Below are 22,349 nucleotides of genomic sequence, written 5' to 3'. Positions count from 1 at the left end.
TTCTCACAGATACGACAACCAGCGCCAACGATTTTCGAGTGGGCGTAGCGTGAAGAGCTATGAAACGTGGTGACCAGGTCGCAGAGTTCGAGTTGCCGGATCAGACGGGCACCGTGCGAAGCCTTTCGGAGTTGCTTGCAGGTGGCCCCATCGTGTTGTTCTTCTACCCCGCCGCGATGACACCGGGATGTACCAAGGAGGCGTGCCACTTCCGCGATCTGGCATCGGAGTTCGCCGCGGTCGGCGCGAGCCGGGTGGGCATCAGCACCGATCCCGTCGAGAAGCAGGCGCAGTTCGCCGACAAGCAGAAGTTCGATTATCCGCTGCTGTCGGACGCCGACGGGACCGTCGCCACGCAGTTCGGGGTCAAGCGCGGCCTGCTCGGCAAGTTCATGCCGGTCAAGCGGACGACGTTCGTGATCGACACCAACCGCACGGTGCTCGAGGTGATCGCGAGCGAGGTCAGCATGGACACCCACGCCGACAAGGCGCTGGAGGTGCTGCGCCAACGGCAGTCCGCGTGACGCCGGTTCTTGAACTCGCCGACGTGACGTTTCGTCGCGACGGCAAGCAGATCATCGATGGCATCTCGCTCACGGTCAACGCCGGTGAGCATTGGGCGCTGCTCGGTCCGAACGGTGCGGGTAAGAGCACGCTGTTGGGGTTCTGCGCGGCAGTCATGTTCCCCACGTCGGGCACCGTGCACATCCTCGGCGAGCAGATGGGCCGCGTGGAGCTCGCGCGGCTGCGTCGCTTCATCGGACACGTGAATCCCCGTCACCGGCTGCAGTATTCGTTGACCGTGCGCGAAGTGGTGCTGACGGGTATCACGGCAACCATCGACACCCCGATGCGCTGGACGCCGAGTACTGAGGAGCTTGACCGGACGGACGCGATGATCGACGCGGTTGGGTTGTCGCACAAGGCTGCTGACGTGTGGCCGACGCTGTCGCAGGGTGAGCGCGGTCGAACACTGATCGCCCGCGCGCTGGTGTCCGAGCCGCGGCTACTGCTCCTCGATGAGCCGACGACAGGCCTCGACGTGGCGGCGCGCGAACAACTTTTGGAAACCATCGATTCGCTCGACGAGACCCATCCCGACGTGGCGTCGATCCTCGTCACCCACCACCTCGAAGAGCTGCCGACCACCACCACCCACGCCCTACTCATCGCAGACGGGCGAACGGTCGCCGTCGGGACGGCGCGGGAGACCGTGACCACCGACAACGTCAGTGCCGCATTCGCTCACCCGGTGGTCGTCGGCTACGACGAAGGTCGGTGGACCGCCCGCGCCAAGGCGACGCGCATCATAGGTAGCGCTTGAGAAAATCGACCATTCCGGCGCGAAAGTCCTTTATGGACTGCGCATTCGGCCGCACGAAGTCCGCGCCGTGATACATGCCGGGCACGGTGACGAGCTCGCACGGCACACCGCAGGACTTCAGCTGCTCGGCGTAGGCGACGTCCTCATCGTGAAAGACGTCGAGCTCGCCGACACCGACCCACGCCGGCGGTAGGCCGGACAGGTCGGATCGCCTACCCGGAGAGGCGTATTCGGGTGCATCGGACATCCGCGGAGGACGGCCCAGATACGCCGTCCATCCGTACACGTTCGATTCGGGTGTCCACGCGAACCGGCCACGACCGGCATGGTCCTTGACCAGGCTGCTGCGGTCGTCGAGCATCGGGTACACCAGGATCTGCGCCCGTAGGGCGATTCCTTCGTCGTGGCTACGTTGGGCGACCGCGGCCGCCATTCCCCCGCCGGCGCTGGCCCCCATCACCGCAATGCGAGCCGCGTCGATTCCCAACTCGTCGGCGTTCTCACGCATCCAGTTGAGCACCGCCATGCAGTCGTCGAGACCCGCGGGAAACGGGTGCTCTGGAGCCAGCCGGTAGTCGGGTGACACCACCACGGCGCCGAGGTCGCGAGCGAGACGCGTCGAACCCGCCGCCTCGAACTCCGGGGTCCCGACGACGTATCCGCCGCCGTGGAGCCACAGCACCGCAGGCGCGGGCGTGGCACGGTGATCGGGCGTGAAGACGAGGACCGGGACCGACGGATCGCCGACGCGGCGGTTGGCCATCGTGACGCCAGCGCAGGGCTTCGTGGGAATGCTCATCAGTCGCCTGCTGAACCACAGTTTGCGCTGGGTGAACGTCACCGCGACGAGCGACAAGACGGGGCTGCGCAACTCGGGTGCGACTTCCGACAAGGCATCGCGGACTTTGAGGTGGCTGCGCACCGTCGTAGCAACAAGTCCAAAAACAAGGATCGCTGCGATCCGCTTTACCATCAGTGAACCTCCAGGTGCGTTCGTAGATGCTCGTGCATGCTGGCGCGAAACCTGCGCATCGATGGTGCTTTTCGTGCGATGCCGTCCGCGAAGTGGTACATCCCGGGGACGGTGACGAGCTCGCACTCCACGCCGGACTCACGCAGTCGCTCGGCATAGGTCACGCTCTCGTCGTACAGCAGATCGAGATCGCCTACCCCGACCCACGCCGGCGCAAGACCGCTGAGGTCTGATCGGCGTGCGGGTGCCGCGTATTCGGGCACGTCCGACGCACCCGGCTCGCGACCCAGATACGACGTCCAGCCGAATCGGTCCGATGCGGGAGTCCACAGGAAATGTCCGCGCCCGCCATAGTCGTCCCGTAGCGCAGTGCGGTCGTCAAGCATCGGATACACGAGTACCTGACCTGCCAGCGGAATCCCAACATCGTGGCAGCGTTGCGCCACCGCGGCCGCCAGCCCGCCGCCCGCACTGGCGCCCCCGACGGCGATCCGCTGTGAGTCGATGCCGAGCGCGTCAGCGTTCGCGTGCATCCACATCAGGGTGGACATGCAGTCGTCGAACGCCGCGGGAAATGGATGTTCAGGCGCGAGCCGATAGTCCGGAGATGCCACCACCGCGCCAACCTCACGCGCGATCTGCCCGGTCAGGAATGATTCGAACTGCGGCGATCCCACCACGAAACCCCCACTGTGGATCCACAACACCGCAGGGCGAGGCCTGCGGCCTTGTGACGGTGTGGTGACGACGATGCGGAGAGCGGCATCACCGGATCGATGCTCGACCACCGACACGCCGCCGCCCGAAGGGGTGCGTAGTCGAGCACTGAGGCGCGTGATCGGCAGGAGGCGCCTGCCGGATGCCGGCGAAAGCACCAACAGCAACGGACTCCGGAGTTCAGCCGCCACCTCGGCCAGCGCCCCGCGGTTTGCGAGATACCGCCGCACAGTTGGTGCAGTCGCCAGCAGCACCGCGGCGGCCGCCAGGGCTCGCTTCACGCCCGCAGCTTAGGCCTCCGGGGCCAGCAATACGTCGGCATCGAAGCAACTGTGATCACCGGTATGGCACGCGGCACCGACCTGATCGACCTCGAGCAGCACGGTGTCCCCGTCGCAGTCCAACCGCACCGAATGGACGTGTTGAGTGTGGCCCGACGTCGCGCCCTTGACCCACTGCTCGCCGCGTGAACGTGAATAATACGTCGCTTCACGGGTTTCCAGCGTCCGCGCCAACGCGTCGTCGTCCATCCACGCGACCATCAGCACCTGGCCGGTACCGCGTTCCTGCACCACCGCGGTGAACAGCCCGTTGGTGTCGCGCTTGAGCCTCGAGGCGATGCTCTCGTCCAACGCGCTCATCTGACGACGATCCCTTCTGCCGCCATGGCGGCCTTCACCTGACCGATCGTGAGCTCACGGAAATGGAAGACGCTGGCGGCCAGCACCGCATCGGCCCCGGCGAACACGGCGGGCGCGAAATGCTCGACCGCTCCCGCCCCGCCGCTGGCGATCACGGGGATGTTGACCGCGCCGCGGACCGCCTCGATCATCGGCAGGTCGAATCCGGCCTTGGTGCCGTCGAAGTCCATCGAGTTCAGCAGAATCTCGCCGACGCCGAGTTCAGCGCCCCGAGTGGCCCATTCGATGGCGTCGATCCCGGTGCCCCGCCGTCCGCCGTGCGTCGTCACTTCCCACCCCGAAGCGGTCGGTTGCTCGCCCTGCGGAACGGTGCGCGCATCGACCGACAGCACGATGCACTGCGAACCGAACTGACGGGACAACTCGGCGAGCAGTTCGGGCCTGGCGATGGCGGCGGTATTCACAGCGACCTTGTCGGCCCCCGCACGCAACAGCACGTCCACGTCGGCGACCGAGCGCACGCCCCCGCCGACGGTCAACGGGATGAACACCTGCTCGGCGGTGCGTTTGACGACCTCGAGCATGGTGGCCCGGCCCGCCGACGATGCGGTGACGTCCAGGAAGGTGAGCTCGTCGGCACCCTCGGCGTCGTAGGCGGCGGCCAGTTCGACGGGATCACCGGCGTCGCGCAGATTCTCGAAGTTCACACCCTTGACCACCCGGCCGTCGTCGACGTCCAGGCATGGGATGATCCGGACCGCGAGATCCATCTAGAAGTCCTCCGGAGCGCCGACGGACTGCAGCAACTCGAGCAGCTCGGCATGCACGCCCGGCGCACCGGCCAGGGCCGAGCGCGACTCGGTGGTCCAGTCGCTGCCGTCCAGGTTGGTGACTATGCCCCCGGCCGAGCGCACCAGTGCGACGCCCGCGGCGTGATCCCACACATGCGCACCGAAACTGATCGTCCCGCCGAGGATTCCAGCTGCCGTGTAGGCGAAGTCAATTCCGGTGGCGCCGTGCATGCGCATCCTCGAGCACTTGCGGCTCAGGTTCTCGATCACCGCAAGCCGGTACCGTCCCGGCACTTTGCCCCGCGAATCGACATTGAAGGTGCTGACTCCCACGACGGAGTCGGCCAGCTGCGCGGGCTGCAGCGGTGCGCGCTCGATACCGTTGTAGCGCAGAGGCTTACCGACGACCGCGGTGAACCGCTCGCCGGTGAACGGAATCCACGTCAGGCCCGCCACCGGCTCGCCATCTCGCAAGAGGCCCAGCAGGATCGCCGCCATCGGCGAGCCGGCCGCATAGTTGAACGTGCCGTCGATCGGGTCGAGGACCCACACGAGCGGCGACTCGACGTCGGCGCCGCCGAATTCCTCGCCGTGCACTTCGATGCCGGTCTCACGCGTCAGAGCCTCGACCACCTGGCGTTCGATCGCGAGGTCGACCTCGGTGGCGAAGTCGTTGCCCTTCTTCTGAACCGCCGAATCGGCACGGTGACCCTCGATGAACGGTTTGGCCGCCTGGTCGAGGATTTCGGCGGCGACGGCGACCAGAGCGTCCAGGTCGGCCGTGTCGAGCGCCATCTACTGCGCCACCGCGGCCAGCGCCTCCGGAAGCGTGAACCGCCCCGCGTACAGCGCCTTTCCGACGATCGCACCTTCCACGCCGCGGTCGGTGAGGGTCGCGATCGCCTGGAGGTCGTCAAGACTCGACACCCCGCCCGAGGCGATCACCGGTGCCGCGGTGCGGTCGGTGACCTTCTTCAGCAGATCGAGGTTCGGGCCGTTGAGCGTGCCGTCCTTGGTGACGTCGGTGACGACGAAGCGTGAACAGCCTTCGCGGTCAAGGCGTTCCAGGACCTCCCAGAGGTCACCGCCATCGGTTTCCCACCCGCGGCCGCGCAACCGGTAATCGTCGCCGGAGATCTTCACGTCCAGCCCGACGGCGACCTTCTCGCCGTGCTCGGCAACAACCTTCGCGCACCACTGCGGATTCTCCAGTGCCGCGGTGCCGAGGTTCACGCGCGCACATCCGGTATCCAGCGCTGCATTCAGCGAGTCGTCATCGCGGATCCCGCCGGACAGCTCCACCGCGACGTCGAGCCTGCCGACAACCTCCGCGAGCAGTTCTCGGTTGTTGCCCCGGCCGAACGCGGCGTCGAGGTCCACCAGGTGGATCCATTCCGCGCCGTCGCGCTGCCAGGTCATGGCGGCGTCGAGCGCCGAACCGTACTCGGTCTCGCTGCCCGCCTTGCCTTGCATGAGCCGGACAGCGCGACCCTCCACCACGTCGACGGCGGGAAGGAGTATCAATTTCACAGCCGTCAACCTAGAGCCCCTCAACCCAATTGCCCAAAAGCGACGCCCCGGCGTCACCGCTCTTCTCCGGGTGGAATTGAGTGGCCGAAAGCGGACCGTCTTCGACTGCGGCCAGGAACGGCACGGTGTGCGTGGACCACGTCAGCAGTGCGTCCGGATTGCCCTCCCACTGCTGGGCGGCGTACGAGTGGACGAAGTAAAAGCGAGTGCCGGGATCCAGCCCCTTGAACAGGCGCGTATTAGCGGGTGCGTCCACGACGTTCCAGCCCATGTGCGGAATCACCGGCGCGTCCAGCCGGATTACCGAACCCGGCCACAGACCGCAGCCGGCGCTCTCCACGCCGAACTCGACACCGCGCGCGAACAGGATCTGCATCCCGACGCACACGCCCAGCACCGGACGGCCTGCAGCGACCCGGTCGGCGATGATCTTCTCGCCGCCGATCTTCCGCAGGCCCACCATGCACGCCTCGAACGCGCCGACGCCCGGAACCACCAGACCGTCCGCATTCATCGCCGCGTCGGCGTCGGCGGTCACCTCGACATCCGCGCCGACACGTTCCAGCGCGCGCTGAGCCGACCGAAGGTTTCCCGAGCCGTAATCGAGGATGACGACTCTCGCTGTCACAGCGTGCCTTTCGTCGACGGCACGCCGGTGACACGGTCATCGAACTCGACGGCCTGGCGCAGCGCACGGGCGACGGCCTTGTACTCGGCCTCCGTGATGTGGTGGGGATCGCGGCCATACAGCACCCGCACGTGCAGGGCGATGCGCGCATTCATCGCGATGGTTTCGAACACGTGCCGGTTCACCACCGTGTGATACGGCGCCTCGGATCCCGCGATTGTGAAGTGCAGCATGTGGTCCGGCTCGCCGGTGTGCACGCAGTACGGCCTGCCCGAGACATCGACCGCTGCGTGAGCCAGCGACTCGTCCATCGGGATCCACGCGTCGCCGAACCGCCGGATACCCGATTTGTCGCCGAGCGCCTGGCCCAACGCCTGGCCGAACACGATCGCGGTGTCCTCGATGGTGTGGTGGCCTTCGATCTCGACGTCACCCTTGGCGCGGACCAGCAGATTGAAACTCGCGTGGCTGCCGAGGGCGGTGAGCATGTGGTCGAAGAACGGCACACCCGTCTCGACGCTGACGACCCCCGTTCCGTCGAGGTCCAGCTCAACGACGATGTCGGACTCTTTGGTCTTGCGTTCGATCTTTGCGATTCGAGACGTGGTCACGATGCTCCTATGGATACGAGTTCGGTACTAGCGAGGCGAGCGCTCGCATCGAGCAGCGCATCGTTCTCTTCGGGGAGGCCGATGGTGGCCCTCAGGAATCCGGGTATGCCGACGTCACGGATGAGCACACCGGCGTCCAGGTACCGCTGCCATGTGGCAGGTGCGTCGGCGAATTCGCCGTACAGCACGAAGTTCGCGTCGCTCTCGATGACTCGAAAGCCCATGCCGGTCAAAGATTCTGACACCCGCTCACGTTCGGCGATGAGCTTCGAGACGCTACCCAGCGTGTCGTCGGCATGGCGCAGCGCTGCCCTGGCGGCAGCCTGCGTCAGCGACGACAGGTGATACGGCAACCGGACGAGCAACATCGCGTCGATCACCGCGGGGGCGGCGATGAGGTAGCCCAGCCGTCCGCCGGCGAACGCGAACGCCTTGCTCATCGTTCGGGACACGACCAGCCTGGTCGGGTATTCGTCGATCAGGTTGACCGCGCTGGGCTGGCTGGAGAACTCGCCGTACGCCTCGTCGACGATCAGCAGGCCGGTGCTCATCGCTTCCAGCAGGCGGCGCAGGTCGTCGAGGGAAACGCTCTGCCCGGACGGGTTGTTGGGGCTTGCGACGAATACGACGTCGGGGGTGCGTTCCTTGATCGCCTGCACCGCGACGTCGGCGTCGAGACTGAAGTCGTCGGCGCGGTTGGCCACCAACCATTCCGTCTGGGTGCCGCCGGAGATGATCGGATGCATCGAGTACGACGGGACGAATCCGATGGCACTGCGCCCCGGCCCGCCGAATGCCTGAAGGAGCTGTTGCAGGATTTCGTTGGAACCGTTTGCCGCCCAGAGATTCTCGACGCCAACGTCGACACCAGTCTGCGTGGTGATGTAGGCGGCGAGGTCGGTACGCAGCGCCACCGCGTCACGGTCCGGGTAGCGGTGCAGCTCCCCCGCGACCGCTTGCACCGACGCCGTCACGTCATCGATGAGGGCCTTGGTCGGGGGGTGAGGGTTCTCGTTCGTGTTGAGCCGCACCGGAACCTGCAGCTGCGGCGCACCGTAGGGCGACTTGCCGCGCAGGTCTTCGCGTAGCGGCAGATCGGCCAGAGTTACCTTCTTGCCAGGCGTCACCGTTCGAACCTCCGCCGAACCGCTTCGCCGTGCGAAGGCAGGTTCTCGGCCTCGGCGAGGGTGATCACGTACCCGGACACGTCCTTCAGAGCTGCCTCGTCGTAGTCGACGACGTGGATGCCGCGCAGGAACGTCTGTACCGACAGTCCGCTGGAGTGGCGGGCACACCCGGCGGTGGGCAGCACATGGTTGGACCCCGCGCAGTAATCGCCAAGACTTACAGGCGAATAGGCGCCAACGAATATCGCACCCGCGGAGCGGATTCGGCCCACCACGTCCCGAGCATTGGCGGTCTGGATCTCGAGGTGCTCGGCGGCGTAGGCGTTCACGGTGCGAATGCCGGCATCGAGATCGTCGACGAGCACGGTCGCGGACTGCTTGCCACCCAGTGCCGCCTTTACCCGCTCCTTGTGGAAGGTGGTCTCCAGCTGGATCGCGAGTTCCCTGTCGGTGGCATCCGCCAGGTCGGCGCTGGTCGTGACGAGCACACTGGCGGCCATCTCGTCGTGTTCGGCCTGGCTGATCAGATCGGCGGCGACGTGCACCGGGTCCGCGGTGTGGTCGGCGAGGATCGCGATCTCCGTCGGGCCTGCCTCCGCGTCGATGCCCACCTGCGAACGGCAGATCCGTTTGGCCGCAGTGAAGTAGATGTTCCCCGGCCCGGTGATCATGTCCACCGGCGCCAGCTCGGCGCCGTCGGTGTCGGTGCCGCCGTAGGCCAGCAGCGCCACCGATTGCGCGCCGCCGACCGCCCACACCTCCTCGACACCCAACAACTGCGCCGCGGCAAGGATCGTCGGGTGCGGCAGACCGCCGAAGTCGCGTTGCGGCGGGCTGGCGATCACCAACGAGTCGACGCCGGCGGTCTGCGCAGGCACGACGTTCATCACCACGCTGGACGGATACACGGCGTTGCCGCCGGGGACGTAGAGCCCGACACGCTCGACGGGCACCCAGCGCTCAGTCACCGTGGCACCGGGGGCCAGCGTCGTCGTCGTGTCGGTGCGCCGCTGGTCTGCGTGCACCGCACGGGCGCGTTCGATCGCCACCTCGAGCGCAGTCCGGACGTCGTCACGCAGCCGATCGAGTGCCTGCTGCAGACGCTCCTTGGGCACCCGGACCTGTTCGGGCCGGACACCGTCGAACGTTTCCCCGAATTTCAGGGCGGCCTGCGCCCCGCCTCCGGCCACCGCGTCGACGATGGGTCGGACCTTCGGAAGGACCGCGTCGACGTCCACACCGCCACGCGGCAGAGCCGACCGCAGCTGGGCAGCCGAAAGCTCGGTGCCCCGCAGGTCGATGCGGGCGATCAGGGATGACGGTGCACTCACGCACCCATTGTCCCAGAACAGGCCAAATCGATATCGCCGCGGCGTCTCAGGCCAGGTTCACTTGCACAGATTGGTGATCGTCGCGTTGGACTTGTCCGCTTCCTGCAGGCGCGCCGCCTGGTCGGGATCGGAGTTCGGAATGCCCGCGATCGAGCGCGCGCCGATGTCCGACAGCTGGTTGGCGAACTTGCGGACGGCGTCGGCGAGTTCCTGCGGCGTGTCGGGCTGGAGTCGGGCCATCAGGTACGCCCCGCCCTCCGACAGTGACAACCGCGCATTGGCCGCGACCGCCATTGCGCCGGTGACGTCCTCTGGCCCGCCAGGGGCCTGCATGTTGGTGTTGAGTTGGACGCCGTTGCGAACGAGGTTGAAGGCTTCGCAGACGCTGCCCTTGGGGTCGTCGGTCGCGGTACCGGTGAAAACCGAAGCCGGCCCGGCGGATTCGGTCGGCGACGTGGGCTGTTTGACCAGCGCCCAGACGGCCACCCCTACCGCTACGAGCGCCACAACGAGCGCTACAACCGACACAATGGACCCCCGTGATGACTGCGTTGTCTCAGACATGCGGCAGATAGTAGCGGGTTGCTCGCGCCTGATGCAGCTAACTCTGCTTTATCTGTCTAATCGGTTGGTCGAATACAAGATCAATTTGTCTAGCTTCGCCTCATCAATGATTGCCAACTCAACTATATGATCTTGTGATGTTAGCTGTAGCCGCATATTTGACGATCTTGTAAATCTCAGTAGAACAATTGTCTGTAATGTCAATATCCAGCATACGAAGTGCTGTTTTTTAGTGCGAGACCATCGACTCGAGGGGTTGCGCCAGATTAGCTTTGCTGGGTTCGTTTTTGCAGGTGACCTTAGACTTAAGAGCATCTGACCACTACTGATCAGGTGTGGGCGAGAATCAATATCAGGGTTGCCGAAGGTGCAACGACCGCCGTAATTGTTTCTTGCATTCGCAAGCGTCCAAGCCGCAGAAATTTACGCCACAGTCACAATTGACGCCAGTGTAAATAGAAAACTTTTCGACTAATTTGAGAAGTTGCTAGGAATTCTCTGCACCAGGTGCCAATATGTCTGTGATCGGCATTCGCTGATTAGCTGACTACGAGAGCGAGCACATGGTCCAGCCACTCGGCCACCGCCTTCGCGAACGGACGTCGCAGTCGTCGGGGTAACTGGATCGCCAGATCCGGGTCGACAGAAGGGGAGAAAAATGTCCAGGACAACAGTCGCCGGTAAGCACCGCGCAGCCTCGCCACGAGGTACCGTCGCGCGGCGCGCAGTCGGCGGGGCCATGCTCGGGGGGGCGATGACCGTGGCCTTCATCGGGCTCGGCACGGCCGAAGGCGCCGGCACAGCTCAAGCACAAACCGATTGCCAAGGAGTGCTCTGCCCGATCGAGGGCTTGACCGGGCTCATCGGCGGGGGCGCCGACTTTGGTTCGAGTAATCGTGCCTTCGATCCAGGCCCCTTCCTCGCGCTGGCAGATCCGTTCCTCGACAACCCGCTCACGATGGCGTTCACCTTCGGGATGATCGGCAATGGTGCCGACGGCAACGCTCTGCATCCCGACGGCTTCAACGGCGGGTTCTTGTTCGGTAGCGGCGGCGACGGTTATAGCCCAAGTTCAGAAGAAGCCGCGCTCGGCATCCGCCCCGGAAATGGCGGCAATGCCGGCTTCTGGGGCGGAAACGGTGGTCGCGGCGGCGACGGTGCCGATGCGACTTACCTCGCAGGGGAACGGTTGAACGAGGCGCAGGACGGCGGTCGCGGAGGCAATGCCGGCAACTTCGGTAACGGCGGCGCGGGCGGCGACGGCGGCGACGACCACAATCCTGGCGGCGGACTCTTGACCGGTCCCGAAGCGGACGCTGGCGAGGGCGGCGAAGGCGGTTCCGGCGGCTTCGTCGGGATCGGCGGCGACGGCGGCGACGGCGGCGATGCGTCGGCCACCGGAACGGCCCCTGCTGAGGCCGGCGACGGCGGTGACGGCGGTGCTGGCGGCACCGGCGGCGGTGCGGGCGGCAGCGGCGGCACGGCCGAGACAGACGACGGGCTTGCCACTGGCGGAAACGGCGGAAATGGCTCCAACGCCCAATTCGTTGGCGACGGCGGCAACGGCGGCAACGGCGGCAGGGCTGACACAGATACCGGTTCGGCTACCGGCGGCAACGGCGGCAACGGCGGCAACGGCGGAGTCGTCTTCGGTAACGGCCGCAATGGCGGTGTTGGCGGCGACGCCAACGCCACCGGTGACGACGGGACCACCACCACCAGCGGCGGCAACGGCGGCAACGGCGGCAACGGCGGCACCTTTGCCTCCAATGGTGGCAATGGCGGCAATGGCGGCGACGCCACAGGTGGCGCGGCCGACGACGACAACGGCGGCACCGGCGGCACCGGCGGCTCCGGCGGTAGCGTCGGCGGCAACAGTGGTAGCAACGGCAGCGACGGCGACAACAGTGGCCCGTAGTCGTCGAAACGGCTGACACCGCAACAGAAATGGCGATGCCCGTCCCCTTGTGGGGCGGGCATCGTCACGTAGTGTTGAGATTCATGTCCGCCAAGGATCACCCCAACAACGCCCCGGGCGTCCCGATGATCTACCCGCCCGCGTTCGAGCGCCTGCAGATCAAGTACATGAACCCCGTCGTCAAGCGGGTCGCCCGGCTCATGCCCGGCCTCGCCAAGATCCAGCACCGCGGCCGCAAATCCGGGAAGACGTACGAAACGGTGGTGACCCCTTTCCGCAAGGGCAATACCCTCGCGATCGCGCTCGGCCACGGCAAAACCGACTGGGTGAAGAACGTGCTCGCCGCCAACGAGGCCGACATACTCTTCGGCTCGCGCGCGGTTCACCTTGTCAATCCACGGATCATTCCCGCAGGCGGCGATGCGGAGGGCCTGCCTCTCATGGCTCGTGTTCAGGCGAAGAAGATGGCGATCTTCGTCGCCGACATCGCCTGACGCGCTACCGGGTGAATACGGTCTTGCCCCTCATCGTCGGCCAGACCTCAGTGGCGTCGTCCCACGGCACCACGCGGTCGACCGCCGGTGTCAGGTCGCAGCCGGCCTCGAGCAATTCGACGACCTCCGGAATGACCGCGCGTGCGTTCACCCGACCCGTCACGAACCTCACCCCGCGGGTGTACATCGGCAGGAGCGGCATCTCCACCGCGCCCTGGTAGTAGATCCCGGTATCGGTGCACACTCCGTCAGGCCACGTCACCCGTAAGGTCGCCGCAAGCGTGGCGGGCTCCGCTGAGGTGTGCACGGTGACCGGATATGGGCCCATCGATTTGTCCGGTTTGGGTCTGTCATGCACTGTGGCGCCGAGCTTTTCGGCCGCGGCCAAGCGCTGCGGGTCGGTATCGACGTAGTCGACTCCATAGCCGAGCGCGGCGGCCAGCCCCGCCGCGTACAGGCCGATCGACTGCCGTCCGGCGACGAGCACCCGTCGGTCGGATTCGTCGAGTGCGGCGAGTTCGGTTCGATACGGCCCGACGGCCCGCCAGCCGTCGACGATGTTGTCCGACAGCGAGGCGATGCCGACGAGGTCCACTCCGCGCGGAATCGGCACCAACATCGCATCCGCATACGGCACCAGAACCAGGTCGGCCATGAACCCGCCGCCGTCCAGCCCGGCCAGCGGAGCCATGCCGTACATCGCCATCAGCGGCAGCGCCGCGCACGACCCTGTCACCCCGCGCCGACATTCACGGCATTGCCCGCAGCTGATCTGGAACGGCACCACGACCCGGTCGCCGGGCCGCACGCCCTGCACAGTGTCACCCACGGCGACGACCTCACCGATGCCCTCGTGACCGACGGCGTGGCCAGGCGGCAGCGGGAGCCTGCCCTCGGCCACCGCCACATCCAGGTCGCAACAAGCCACCAGCAGCGGCCGGACAATGGCCTGCTCAGGAGCCTGGATCTCAGGATCTGCCACCTCGTGCCAGCCATAGGAGTTGGTCTCCTCGAACACCAGCTGCCGCATTGTCGGCTCCGTTCTTTAGTGAGTGTTCAACTATTCTTGAGTGACCTTTCAAGTAAAGTCAAGGGATGCCTCGTCCGGATCGCAGCCGCACCGCGCTCGTCGACGCCGCCGCCCTGCTCTTTCGCAGGCAGGGCTACGCGGCGACCGGCGTAAACCAGATCCTGGAGACCGCAGACGTCAAGGCCGGGTCGCTGTACCACCACTTCCCCGACGGCAAGCAGCAGTTGGCCGCGGCCGTGGTGGAAGGTGCCGGCGCCGACATCGAAGCCCGGCTTCGGCAATTCCTCGACAGCGAGTTGGCGGTCGCCGACATCGTGGACGGCTGGATCGACCTGATGTCCGCCGGGCTGGCGTCGGACCGGCGAGACGGCTGCCCTATTGAGCCGATCGCGACCGAATCCGTGAACGCAAGCCCCGTCGTCCGCGAGGCGTCGGCACGGGCATTTCGCGGCTGGCGCACGGCGATCGAGGACCGACTGCGCCGCGACGGCTGGGCCGACGCCGACGCCGAACAGACGGCGCTCGCCGTCATCGCGCTCCTCGAAGGGGCGTTGATCCTGTCGCGCATCGCCGGCGACGACGCAGCGCTCAAGGCCGCCAAGGCCGGTGCGCGGCGGCTGGTTGAGCGGCCCTAGAGATCCAGTCCGATGTCGAGCACGGTCACCGAATGGGTGAGCGCTCCGACCGCCAGGTAGTCCACGCCCGTTCCCGCGTACTCGGCGGCAGTGTCAAGCGACAGTCCACCGGACGACTCCAATTTGGTTGCCGGCGAACGCGAATCGCGGCGCTGCACCGCGATCTGCGTCTGCCAGACCGGGAAGTTGTCGAGCAGGATGAGCGCCTGATCCCCCAGGTTCTCGCCGAGCACCTCGTCTAGTTGCTCCAGCGAATCGACCTCGACTTCGCACGGCAGTTCGGGGGCTGCAGCCCGCACGGCGTGCAGTGCGGCGACCACCGAACCCGCGGCGGCGACATGGTTGTCTTTGATCAATACCGCGTCGCCCAGCCCCATTCGGTGGTTCACGCCGCCGCCGGCGCGTACCGCGTACTTCTGCAGCGCCCGCAGGCCGGGCAGCGTCTTGCGGGTATCGCGGATCTTGGCCTTGGTGCCCTCGACGGCGGCCACCCAGGCCGCGGTCGTGGTTGCGATCCCCGACAGGTGGCACACGAGGTTCAGCATGGTCCGCTCGGCGGTCAGCAATCCTTGCGTCGGCGCCTCGACCGCGAGCACCAGCCCTCCGGCATCAAGTTGTTCGCCGTCGTCGATGCGGTGTTTGACGACGTAAGCGCCTGAGCCCAAGACCTCGTCGAGCACCAACAGGGCGATGTCGACACCCGCGATGACGCCCGGCTCCCGGGCGACCATCGACGCCGTCGTCGTCGCATCCGCGCCCACCGTGGCCAGCGTCGTGACGTCGGGGCCGTAGCGCAGATCCTCCTCGAGCGCGCGAGCGATCACGCGCCGCGCCTCGGTCAGTTCGTCGGCAGTCAGTTCCATCAGACGCACGCCACCGCCGGTTCCAAGGTGCGGACCATCGCCGGATCGGTGTCCGGGTAGTCGGCGCGATGATGGCACCCGCGCGTTTCGGTCCGCGCCAACGCGGCAGCCATCACACCGCCCGCCACCGTCGTCAGTGCGACGTCTTCGAAATCCGTGCGCGAGCCGAACTTCCGCGGAGTAGCTGCCTCCAGCGCCTGCGAGAGCGCGCACAGGCCGGTGTCATCGCGCACCACCGATGCGTAGCGGCTCATCGCCTGCTGCAATACCGGTCGGGGCAGCGCGCGTCGCACGCTGGGCTCCGGCAGCCGAGCCGTCGACGGTCCGGCGTCCGCGGCATGTGCGGCGGCAGCCCTTCCGGCGCGGCCACCCACCACGAGGCCCTCGAGCAGACTGTTGGAGGCCAACCGGTTAGCGCCGTGCAGCCCGGTGCGTGCCACCTCGCCCGCGGCGAAAAGCCCTGCCATTTCGGTGCGGCCGTTCGTATCGGTGACCACGCCGCCGCAGCTGTAGTGCGCACCGGGAACGACGGGGATTGGCTGCCGCGTCGGATCGATGCCCGCGGCGCGACACGCAGCGGTGACGGTGGGAAAGCGTTTCTTGAAGCCCTTGATGCTCCGCGCGTCGAGGAAGACGCAGGGGTCACCCGTTGCGGTCATCCGTGCGTCGATGGCTGCGGCAACGACGTCGCGCGGCGCCAGGTCCCCCATCGGGTGCACACCGGCGGTGACCGAACGGCCTTGAGAGTCAACGAGAACCGCGCCCTCACCCCGTACGGCCTCGGTGATCAGCGGTCGCCGACCGCCTGTCTCACCGTCGAACAGCATGGTGGGGTGGAACTGGATGAACTCCAGATCGGCCACCGGCAGCCCGGCCCACATCGCCAGTGCCACACCGTCGCCCGTCGACCCTTCGGGGTTGGTGGTCGCCGAGTACAGATGGCCCAATCCGCCGGTCGCCAGGATCACCGATCGCGCGTGGACGATTCCCAGGCCATCGTCGTTGAGCGTGAGGACACCGGTCACGGCACCGTCGTCGTGCAGGATCTCGAGCGCGACGTGGTTGCGCCGAATGTCGAGCCGGGCCGCGGCCACGTCGAGCGCGCGCTGCACCTCGGCGCCGGTGGCGTCGCCTCCGGCATGGATGATCCGACGCCGCGAATGACCACCCTCGCGAGTCAGCGACCACCGTCCCGGGGCGGCTTCATCAAAGCGGGCGCCGTCGTCGACGAGATCACGCACCGCGCGGTAGCCGTCGGCGACGATGGAACGCACCGCCTCCGGATCGCACAGTCCGGCACCGGCCGCCAACGTATCGGCGACATGCGCGTCCACCGAATCTCCCTCTTCGCGTAGGGCATCGGGCAGCACAACCGCGATTCCGCCCTGCGCATAGAAGGTGGCTGTATCGCCGGCCTTGCTGAGAACCATCACCTTCTGGCCGCGGCGGTGTGCCGCGAGGGCCGCCACCAGACCCGCGACACCGGTGCCGATCACGACGACATCGGCGCGCTGCTGCCAGTAGCCGCGGCCGCCGCAGGCCATCTGGCCGGTCATTCGCCGCCGCCGGGCTGACCGATCTCGATCATCCGCTGCACACTGGCGCGTGCCAGCCGGGCGGTCTCGAGATCGACGTGGACCTCGTCCTTACCTTCCACGAGGCAGCGCAGCAGCGCGGCGGGGGTGATCATCTTCATGAACTTGCACGAGGCGCGGTCGTTGACGGCGCGGAAGTCGACTTCCGGTGCGGCACGGCGCAACTGGTGCAACATTCCGACCTCGGTGGCCACCAGTACCTGGCGCGCGCGGGTATCCCGGGCGGCGTCGAGCATGCCGCCGGTCGACAGGATCTTGACCCGGTCCTCGGGAAAAGCCCCTTCCCCCGCCAGGTACAGAGCCGAAGTGGCGCAACCGCATTCGGGATGCACGTACAGTTCCGCGTCCGGGTGGGTGCGGGCCTGGTCGGCCAGCTCGTCGCCGTTGATACCGGCGTGCACATGGCACTCTCCCGCCCACACGTGAAGGTTCTCGCGACCGGTGACCCGCCGCACGTGAGCGCCGAGGAACTGATCCGGGCAGAACAACACCTCGCGGTCGGCCGGGATGGACGCCACCACCTCGACCGCGTTCGACGACGTGCAGCAGATGTCGGTCTCGGCTTTCACCGCTGCGGTGGTGTTGACGTAGGACACGACGACCGCTCCGGGATGCTCGGCCTTCCAGGCGCGGAGTTCGTCGGCGGTAATCGAGTCGGCCAGCGAGCAGCCCGCACGCTGGTCGGGAATCAACACCGTTTTCTCCGGGGACAGGATCTTCGCGGTCTCGGCCATGAAGTGCACGCCGCAGAACACGATCGTGTCCTCGGGCACCTCAGCAGCGATACGCGACAGCGCGAGCGAATCGCCGACGTGGTCGGCGACGTCCTGAATCGCCGGCAGCTGGTAGTTGTGCGCCAGCAGCGTCGCGCCGCGCAGATCGGCCAGCCGACGCACCTCGTCGGCCCACCGCTGGTCGCCGTCGACGCCGGAAAACCCCGTGGGACCGGATGTGATGCGGTCCGCGAGATCGTTAGCGGGCATGCGATCCAAAACTGTCACAGCCGGCTCCTTCATTCCGTCGAGGTTTTCGACTTATAATCGAAAACATGGCTCATACTAGCACCGAGCACGAGGTCCTCGCCGCTGTGTTCCAAGTACGGGCTGTCGACTCGCCGAAACCTGCACTTCACGTGCTGTTGTGGCAGCGCGCCCTGGAACCCGAGGCCGGAAGGTGGGCGCTCCCGGGTGGCCGGCTACGCGACGACGAGGATCTGACCAGCTCCGTTCGACGGCAACTCGCGGAAAAAGTCGACCTACGTGAGGTTGCTCACCTCGAACAGCTGGCGGTGTTCTCGGACCCGAAACGGGTGCCGGGCGCCCGCACCATCGCGTCGACGTTCCTCGGGCTGGTGCCCTCCCCCGCGACCCCCGAGCTGCCTTCGGACACGCGGTGGCATCCAGTCAGCGATCTGCCGCCGATGGCATTCGACCACGGTCCGATGGTCGAACACGCGCATGCTCGACTCGTCGCCAAACTGTCCTACACGAACATCGGGTTCGCCTTGGCCCCAACCGAATTCGCGGTGTCCTCGCTGCGGGACATCTACAGCGCCGCACTCGGACACCCGGTGGACGCGACCAATCTGCAACGCGTGCTCGAGCGGCGAAACGTCATCACCCGCACCGGCACCACCGCACGATCAGGCCGCAGCGGCGGCCGCCCGGCCGCGCTGTACCGGTTCACCGACGCCCACTATCGGGTCACCGACGAATTCGCGGCATTACGCCCGCCCGGGTGAGTCGGGCTGGCTTCTTAACGCTTTCTTAAGTAAGAATGGCCGGATGGATCTGGGCAGCGTCGCACCAGCAGCGGGTGCAGAGTGGATCGGGCAAGTCCCGCACGAGGACCTGGTCCGCGGTACCCGCCCCCAGCTGCCGTGTGACGACCCGTTCTACGACCCTCCGGACGGCTTCCAGCACGCCACCCCGGGAACGGTCCTGCGTAGCCGTGACGTCGAGCTGGCGTTCATGGGCCTGATTCCGCAGCGTGTTCGCGCCACCCAGCTGCTGTATCGCAGCACCGACATGCACGGCGCACCCGATGCCGCCGCAACCACCGTGATCGTGCCCGCTGAGCGCGCTCCGGGGGCGGTGACGCCGGTGATCTCCTACCAGTGCGCCATTGATGCGGTCACGTCGCGCTGCTTCCCGTCCTATGCCCTGCGGCGTCATGCGCACGCGACGGGTTCGATCGCTCAGTTCGAGTTCCTGCTGGTTGCCGCATGCCTCGCCGAGGGCTGGGCGGTGTCGGTACCCGACCATGAGGGCCGTCTCGGGATGTGGGGCGCTCCGTACGAGCCCGGCTACCACGTTCTCGACGGCGTACGTGCCGCGCTCACGTCGAAGCGGCTGGGGTTGTCGCTCGATGCGCCGATCGGCCTCTGGGGCTACTCCGGCGGTGGACTCGCGACCGCCTGGGCCGCCGAGGTGAGCGGTACCTACGCGCCGGAACTCAACGTCGTCGGCGCCGTGCTCGGATCCCCGGTAGGCGACCTCGGACACACATTCCGCCGACTCAACGGAAGCCACATGGCGGGCCTGCCCGCCCTCGTCGTCGCGGCGCTGGCCGACATCTACCCCGACCTGAACGAGGTCATCGAGGAGCACGTCACCGAGGAGGGCAGGACGCTCCTGGATCGGCTGCACAACATGACGACCGTGGAGGCCGTCGTCCGGCTCTTCCGGCGGGACATGGGCGACATGCTCGACGCGCCCCTGGAGCAGATTCTCAGTACGCCTGCGGTGCAACGGGTCTTCGACGAGATCAAGCTCGGCGCGACCGTACCGACCCCGCCGGTGCTCATCGTGCAGGCGGTCCACGACCTGCTGATCGACGTCCACGACATCGATGAACTCGCCGACACCTATAAATCCGGCGGCGCCTCGGTGACCTACCACCGGGACATGTTCAGTGAGCACATGCTGCTGCACCCGCTGTCCGCGCCGATGACGCTGCGCTGGTTGATCGATCGGTTCAACGGAAAGCCCTTGTCGGAGCACATGGTTCGGACCAAGTGGCCGACGCTGCTGAATCCGATGACGTATGTCGGGATGGCACGGCTTGCGAAGATCGTCGCCAAGGTGGTCACTGGCCGGACGGTGGAGCGTTCACCGCTGTAAAGGAATCGAGGTCGTCACGTTCGGCGGGCGGCCACCCACCCAGGTCGTCACGTGCGATCGACACCGCGATGAGCGAATAGACCAGGGCCGCGATCGCTGCGGGAAACAGGATGGTCAGCGCGATCAGTAGCGGCGAGTGCCCGAAGAACACCGCAGGCGCCTCGATCACGTAGTGCACTCGATGCTCGGGTGAAATCGGTGCGCTGGCGACATCGATCGTGCCGTACCGCCAACGCACCAGTACCGCACCGACTCCCGCTGCCGCACCGGCCGCCGCGGCGGCTCCGATGCTCAGCGCCGCGACCATCACCGGGCCACGGTGCGCACGCCACTGCCACACCAGCACCGACGCGACAAAGGCCACCACACACACCATGCCGACCACCAGGAAGGCCGCGACGAAGAAGTGATCGGCCTCGTTGCCCAGGTACGCCCGGACCCGCTCACCGCCCTTGGTCAATGCCACCACGCCATGAACCGGTGGCGCCAGCCACGCCCACAGTGCGCCGACGATTGCGCCGGCGAGCGTGAGTGCGGCGATCACGATCACCGCCGCGCGTCCGCGCGAAATACGTGATGGCGCTGGATTATTCGCCGTTAGGTCAGTCATCGTTGCTCAAGATCTTTCGAGTCGGTGATCCCGTGCCGTGAGCACTTGGCCGACCAGCCGTCGGGACGTACCTGCACGATCATCCTCCGACCGCATTCCGCGCAGAACCGCGGCGGCTCGAGGCCGAGGCGGGCCGCCGTCGGCATCGCCGTGCCGTCGGGTTCGCCTGTGTAGACGTTGAACGCCATCTCTTGATGGTGCTACAGGGTGGCGTTGAGTGCCTTGATGGGCATCTGCAGATCGTCGAGCAGCTCGAGGTCGGCTTCGGCGGGCCGTCCCAACGTGGTCAGGTAGTTTCCGACGATCACGGCGTTGATGCCGCCGAGGATGCCCTTCTTGGCGCCCAGGTCGCCGAGCGTGATCTCCCGGCCACCGGCGAACCGCAGCATCGTGCGCGGCAGCGCGAGCCGGAACGCCGCGACGGCCTTCAACGCCTCCGAAGCCGGCAGTACCTCCAGGTCGCCGAACGGCGTGCCCGGCCGTGGGTTGAGGAAGTTCAGCGGGACCTCGTGCGGATCGAGCTCGGCGAGGTTCGCGGCGAACTCCGCGCGCTGCTCGAGCGTCTCACCCATGCCGAGGATGCCGCCGCAGCAGACCTCCATGCCGGCGTCGCGGACCATCTGCAGGGTGTCCCAGCGCTCTTCCCAGGTATGCGTGGTGACGACGTTGGTGAAGAACGACCGCGCGGTCTCGAGATTGTGGTTGTAGCGATGTACGCCCATCTGGGCGAGTCGCTCGACCTGTTCTGCGGTCAGCATGCCCAGCGAGCAGGCGATCTGGATGTCGACCTCGTTGCGGATCGCCTCGATGCCCGCGGCGACCTGTGCCAGCAGCCGCTCGTCGGGGCCGCGGACGGCGGCGACGATGCAGAATTCGGTGGCGCCTGTCTTCGCGGTCTGCTTGGCGGCCTCCACCAGACTCGGGATGTCCAGCCAGGCACTGCGGACGGGCGACGCGAAAAGCCCCGACTGCGAACAGAAGTGGCAGTCCTCGGGGCAGCCGCCGGTCTTGAGGCTGATGATGCCCTCGACCTCGACGTCGGGGCCGCACCACTTCATCCGGACGTCGTGGGCGAGTTCCAGGAGTTCGTCGAGCTTGTCGTCAGGAAGCTGCAGCACCTGCAGCGTCTGCTCCTGGTCGAGGCCTTCGCCGCGCTCCAATACCTGTTCGCGAGCCTCCGCCAGAATGTCGCTCACCCGTAACCACTCTCCTTGAGAACTTGAACGGTGTTCAGGCTAGGGTATGGGCGTGCAGCTGACCAAACGGGACGTGGTCGCGGCGGCGACGGCGCTGCTGGACGAGTACGGCATCGCCGACCTGACGATGCGACGGCTCGCGCGTGAACTCAACGTGTCCGCCGGGGCGTTGTACTGGCATTTCGCCAACAAGCAGGAGTTGTTGGGCGCGATCAGCGACCGCATTCTCGACGGGGTCCCCACGGCACGTGGCGTCGTGGAGGTGTGCAATCGGTTGCGCGATGCGCTGCTGTCGCATACCGACGGCGCCGAGTTGGTGTCGGCCAGCTTTGCGGCCGGGCAGTCGTCGGCGATGAAGCAGATTCTGGCGCTGTTGACCGAGGCGGTCTCCGAGGTCGGCGTCGACTTCGCGCATGCCGAGTTGGCCGCTCGCACGGTCGTCTACTACGTGCTGGGCTTCACGGTCGACGAACAGTCCCGTCTGCAGTGGGACGCCGCAGGCGCCGAGCTCCCCGAGTGGCAGTCGGTGCTCACCGACGACGCCAATGCCCGGTTCGGCTTCGGTCTCCAACTGCTCGTCGACGGCATTCACGCGCAGACGCACGCGATGGCGGAAACGATCGAGTAGAGCCCCGTCGAATTGTCGGTG

26 protein-coding genes are annotated in these 22,349 nt (G+C 66.7%); 8 read left to right on the top strand and 18 right to left on the bottom strand.

The genetic code is table 11. The features are described 5' to 3' along the window. Positions 1–59 precede the first annotated feature (59 nt). Complete coding sequence (locus H7J93_RS05260) at positions 60–524, top strand: peroxiredoxin (protein ID WP_267305235.1); 465 nt, start codon at positions 60–62, stop codon at positions 522–524. Then, positions 521–1,324 (top strand): ABC transporter ATP-binding protein, encoded by an 804-nt coding sequence (locus H7J93_RS05255; RefSeq protein WP_267305234.1) that lies wholly within the window; start codon positions 521–523, stop codon positions 1,322–1,324. Before H7J93_RS05260 ends, H7J93_RS05255 begins: the two co-directional genes overlap by 4 nt. On the opposite strand, the gene H7J93_RS05250 is transcribed toward H7J93_RS05255, so the two are convergent. The 11 genes from H7J93_RS05250 to H7J93_RS05200 all read right to left on the bottom strand — a co-directional run bounded on the left by H7J93_RS05250 (position 1,308) and on the right by H7J93_RS05200 (position 10,237). Further along, positions 1,308–2,297, bottom strand: a complete 990-nt coding sequence (locus tag H7J93_RS05250; protein WP_267305233.1) for an alpha/beta hydrolase — start codon at positions 2,295–2,297, stop codon at positions 1,308–1,310. The two genes, H7J93_RS05255 and H7J93_RS05250, sit on opposite strands and share 17 nt — an antisense overlap. Then, positions 2,297–3,295, bottom strand: coding sequence for an alpha/beta hydrolase (locus tag H7J93_RS05245; protein ID WP_267305232.1), 999 nt, complete (start codon positions 3,293–3,295; stop codon positions 2,297–2,299). The genes H7J93_RS05250 and H7J93_RS05245 overlap by 1 nt, the downstream gene beginning before the upstream one ends. Positions 3,296–3,304: 9 nt before the next feature. Further along, entirely contained in the window at positions 3,305–3,655 is a 351-nt protein-coding gene (gene hisI / locus H7J93_RS05240) for a phosphoribosyl-AMP cyclohydrolase (protein WP_267305231.1), read from the bottom strand. Then, complete coding sequence (gene hisF / locus H7J93_RS05235; protein ID WP_267305230.1) at positions 3,652–4,425, bottom strand: imidazole glycerol phosphate synthase subunit HisF; 774 nt, start codon at positions 4,423–4,425, stop codon at positions 3,652–3,654. The genes hisI and hisF overlap by 4 nt, the downstream gene beginning before the upstream one ends. Next, positions 4,426–5,241 (bottom strand): inositol monophosphatase family protein, encoded by an 816-nt coding sequence (locus H7J93_RS05230; RefSeq protein ID WP_267305229.1) that lies wholly within the window; start codon positions 5,239–5,241, stop codon positions 4,426–4,428. Continuing rightward, positions 5,242–5,976, bottom strand: coding sequence for a bifunctional 1-(5-phosphoribosyl)-5-((5-phosphoribosylamino)methylideneamino)imidazole-4-carboxamide isomerase/phosphoribosylanthranilate isomerase PriA (gene priA, locus H7J93_RS05225; RefSeq protein ID WP_267305228.1), 735 nt, complete (start codon positions 5,974–5,976; stop codon positions 5,242–5,244). It lies immediately after the preceding gene. A gap of 10 nt (positions 5,977–5,986) precedes the next feature. Next, the gene (gene hisH, locus H7J93_RS05220; protein ID WP_267305227.1) at positions 5,987–6,604 is read right to left on the bottom strand and encodes an imidazole glycerol phosphate synthase subunit HisH; all 618 of its coding nucleotides are present in this window, start codon (positions 6,602–6,604) and stop codon (positions 5,987–5,989) included. Further along, positions 6,601–7,215 (bottom strand): imidazoleglycerol-phosphate dehydratase HisB, encoded by a 615-nt coding sequence (hisB, locus tag H7J93_RS05215; protein ID WP_267305226.1) that lies wholly within the window; start codon positions 7,213–7,215, stop codon positions 6,601–6,603. The genes hisH and hisB overlap by 4 nt, the downstream gene beginning before the upstream one ends. Beyond that, positions 7,212–8,342: a histidinol-phosphate transaminase gene (locus H7J93_RS05210; RefSeq protein ID WP_267305225.1), complete on the bottom strand. Its 1,131-nt coding sequence runs from the start codon at positions 8,340–8,342 to the stop codon at positions 7,212–7,214. The genes hisB and H7J93_RS05210 overlap by 4 nt, the downstream gene beginning before the upstream one ends. Further along, entirely contained in the window at positions 8,339–9,655 is a 1,317-nt protein-coding gene (gene hisD, locus H7J93_RS05205) for a histidinol dehydrogenase (RefSeq protein WP_267305317.1), read from the bottom strand. Before hisD ends, H7J93_RS05210 begins: the two co-directional genes overlap by 4 nt. A 75-nt stretch (positions 9,656–9,730) precedes the next feature. Next, positions 9,731–10,237, bottom strand: a complete 507-nt coding sequence (locus H7J93_RS05200; RefSeq protein ID WP_267305224.1) for a hypothetical protein — start codon at positions 10,235–10,237, stop codon at positions 9,731–9,733. Positions 10,238–10,895: 658 nt separating this feature from the next. On the opposite strand from H7J93_RS05200, the gene H7J93_RS05195 reads away from it, so the two are divergent. Next, the gene (locus tag H7J93_RS05195; protein WP_267305223.1) at positions 10,896–12,155 is read left to right on the top strand and encodes a PGRS repeat-containing protein; all 1,260 of its coding nucleotides are present in this window, start codon (positions 10,896–10,898) and stop codon (positions 12,153–12,155) included. A gap of 83 nt (positions 12,156–12,238) precedes the next feature. Further along, positions 12,239–12,649, top strand: a complete 411-nt coding sequence (locus H7J93_RS05190) for a nitroreductase family deazaflavin-dependent oxidoreductase (protein WP_267305222.1) — start codon at positions 12,239–12,241, stop codon at positions 12,647–12,649. A 4-nt stretch (positions 12,650–12,653) separates the two neighbouring features. Here the strand turns inward: H7J93_RS05190 and H7J93_RS05185 are convergent, their stop codons facing one another. Beyond that, positions 12,654–13,679 (bottom strand): alcohol dehydrogenase catalytic domain-containing protein, encoded by a 1,026-nt coding sequence (locus H7J93_RS05185; protein ID WP_267305221.1) that lies wholly within the window; start codon positions 13,677–13,679, stop codon positions 12,654–12,656. Positions 13,680–13,744: 65 nt separating this feature from the next. Between H7J93_RS05185 and H7J93_RS05180 the strand changes: the two genes are divergently transcribed. Beyond that, positions 13,745–14,314 (top strand): TetR/AcrR family transcriptional regulator, encoded by a 570-nt coding sequence (locus H7J93_RS05180; RefSeq protein WP_267305220.1) that lies wholly within the window; start codon positions 13,745–13,747, stop codon positions 14,312–14,314. Here the strand turns inward: H7J93_RS05180 and nadC are convergent. From nadC to nadA, 3 genes are read right to left on the bottom strand one after another with little or no spacing between them, the layout of a single operon-like run. Continuing rightward, positions 14,311–15,177 (bottom strand): carboxylating nicotinate-nucleotide diphosphorylase, encoded by an 867-nt coding sequence (nadC, locus tag H7J93_RS05175; protein ID WP_267305219.1) that lies wholly within the window; start codon positions 15,175–15,177, stop codon positions 14,311–14,313. The genes H7J93_RS05180 and nadC overlap by 4 nt on opposite strands. Beyond that, entirely contained in the window at positions 15,177–16,733 is a 1,557-nt protein-coding gene (locus H7J93_RS05170) for an L-aspartate oxidase (RefSeq protein WP_267305218.1), read from the bottom strand. The genes nadC and H7J93_RS05170 overlap by 1 nt, the downstream gene beginning before the upstream one ends. Then, entirely contained in the window at positions 16,730–17,788 is a 1,059-nt protein-coding gene (nadA, locus tag H7J93_RS05165) for a quinolinate synthase NadA (protein WP_267305217.1), read from the bottom strand. The genes H7J93_RS05170 and nadA overlap by 4 nt, the downstream gene beginning before the upstream one ends. 32 nt (positions 17,789–17,820) lie before the next feature. Here nadA and H7J93_RS05160 point away from each other — a divergent pair, with 32 nt between their 5' ends. Next, positions 17,821–18,513 carry an NUDIX hydrolase gene (locus tag H7J93_RS05160; protein WP_267305216.1) on the top strand — a complete coding sequence of 231 codons (693 nt, stop codon included), beginning with the start codon at positions 17,821–17,823 and terminating at the stop codon, positions 18,511–18,513. Positions 18,514–18,556: 43 nt separating this feature from the next. Then, positions 18,557–19,894 carry a lipase family protein gene (locus tag H7J93_RS05155; RefSeq protein ID WP_267305215.1) on the top strand — a complete coding sequence of 446 codons (1,338 nt, stop codon included), beginning with the start codon at positions 18,557–18,559 and terminating at the stop codon, positions 19,892–19,894. Here H7J93_RS05155 and H7J93_RS05150 read toward each other — a convergent pair. Genes H7J93_RS05150 through bioB form a run of 3 tightly spaced genes read right to left on the bottom strand, consistent with a single transcriptional unit; the run spans position 19,860 to position 21,700 of the window. Further along, positions 19,860–20,504 (bottom strand): DUF2567 domain-containing protein, encoded by a 645-nt coding sequence (locus H7J93_RS05150; RefSeq protein WP_267305214.1) that lies wholly within the window; start codon positions 20,502–20,504, stop codon positions 19,860–19,862. The two genes, H7J93_RS05155 and H7J93_RS05150, sit on opposite strands and share 35 nt — an antisense overlap. Beyond that, positions 20,501–20,692, bottom strand: coding sequence for a biotin synthase auxiliary protein BsaP (gene bsaP, locus H7J93_RS05145; RefSeq protein ID WP_267305213.1), 192 nt, complete (start codon positions 20,690–20,692; stop codon positions 20,501–20,503). The genes H7J93_RS05150 and bsaP overlap by 4 nt, the downstream gene beginning before the upstream one ends. Before the next feature lie 12 nt (positions 20,693–20,704). Beyond that, positions 20,705–21,700 carry a biotin synthase BioB gene (gene bioB / locus H7J93_RS05140; protein ID WP_267305212.1) on the bottom strand — a complete coding sequence of 332 codons (996 nt, stop codon included), beginning with the start codon at positions 21,698–21,700 and terminating at the stop codon, positions 20,705–20,707. A gap of 52 nt (positions 21,701–21,752) precedes the next feature. On the opposite strand from bioB, the gene H7J93_RS05135 reads away from it, so the two are divergent. Next, positions 21,753–22,328 carry a TetR family transcriptional regulator gene (locus tag H7J93_RS05135; RefSeq protein WP_267305211.1) on the top strand — a complete coding sequence of 192 codons (576 nt, stop codon included), beginning with the start codon at positions 21,753–21,755 and terminating at the stop codon, positions 22,326–22,328. Positions 22,329–22,349: the final 21 nt, after the last annotated feature.

The sequence above is a fragment of the Mycobacterium barrassiae genome (assembly GCF_025822765.1).
Lineage (GTDB): Bacteria > Actinomycetota > Actinomycetes > Mycobacteriales > Mycobacteriaceae > Mycobacterium > Mycobacterium barrassiae.
The sequence above is the reverse complement of the archived record's forward strand: the minus strand, read 5'-3'. Positions and strand labels throughout refer to the sequence as shown.

Coding starts and splice junctions, on each gene's coding strand:
- H7J93_RS05260 (WP_267305235.1), top strand. CDS start 60: ATGAAACGTGGTGACCAGGTCGCAGAGTTCGAGTTGCCGGATCAGACG.
- H7J93_RS05250 (WP_267305233.1), bottom strand. CDS start 2,297: ATGGTAAAGCGGATCGCAGCGATCCTTGTTTTTGGACTTGTTGCTACG.
- hisI (WP_267305231.1), bottom strand. CDS start 3,655: ATGAGCGCGTTGGACGAGAGCATCGCCTCGAGGCTCAAGCGCGACACC.
- hisF (WP_267305230.1), bottom strand. CDS start 4,425: ATGGATCTCGCGGTCCGGATCATCCCATGCCTGGACGTCGACGACGGC.
- H7J93_RS05230 (WP_267305229.1), bottom strand. CDS start 5,241: ATGGCGCTCGACACGGCCGACCTGGACGCTCTGGTCGCCGTCGCCGCC.
- H7J93_RS05200 (WP_267305224.1), bottom strand. CDS start 10,237: ATGTCTGAGACAACGCAGTCATCACGGGGGTCCATTGTGTCGGTTGTA.
- H7J93_RS05195 (WP_267305223.1), top strand. CDS start 10,896: ATGTCCAGGACAACAGTCGCCGGTAAGCACCGCGCAGCCTCGCCACGA.
- H7J93_RS05190 (WP_267305222.1), top strand. CDS start 12,239: ATGTCCGCCAAGGATCACCCCAACAACGCCCCGGGCGTCCCGATGATC.
- H7J93_RS05185 (WP_267305221.1), bottom strand. CDS start 13,679: ATGCGGCAGCTGGTGTTCGAGGAGACCAACTCCTATGGCTGGCACGAG.
- H7J93_RS05180 (WP_267305220.1), top strand. CDS start 13,745: ATGCCTCGTCCGGATCGCAGCCGCACCGCGCTCGTCGACGCCGCCGCC.
- nadC (WP_267305219.1), bottom strand. CDS start 15,177: ATGGAACTGACTGCCGACGAACTGACCGAGGCGCGGCGCGTGATCGCT.
- H7J93_RS05170 (WP_267305218.1), bottom strand. CDS start 16,733: ATGACCGGCCAGATGGCCTGCGGCGGCCGCGGCTACTGGCAGCAGCGC.
- nadA (WP_267305217.1), bottom strand. CDS start 17,788: ATGAAGGAGCCGGCTGTGACAGTTTTGGATCGCATGCCCGCTAACGAT.
- H7J93_RS05160 (WP_267305216.1), top strand. CDS start 17,821: ATGGCTCATACTAGCACCGAGCACGAGGTCCTCGCCGCTGTGTTCCAA.
- H7J93_RS05155 (WP_267305215.1), top strand. CDS start 18,557: ATGGATCTGGGCAGCGTCGCACCAGCAGCGGGTGCAGAGTGGATCGGG.
- H7J93_RS05150 (WP_267305214.1), bottom strand. CDS start 20,504: ATGACTGACCTAACGGCGAATAATCCAGCGCCATCACGTATTTCGCGC.
- bsaP (WP_267305213.1), bottom strand. CDS start 20,692: ATGGCGTTCAACGTCTACACAGGCGAACCCGACGGCACGGCGATGCCG.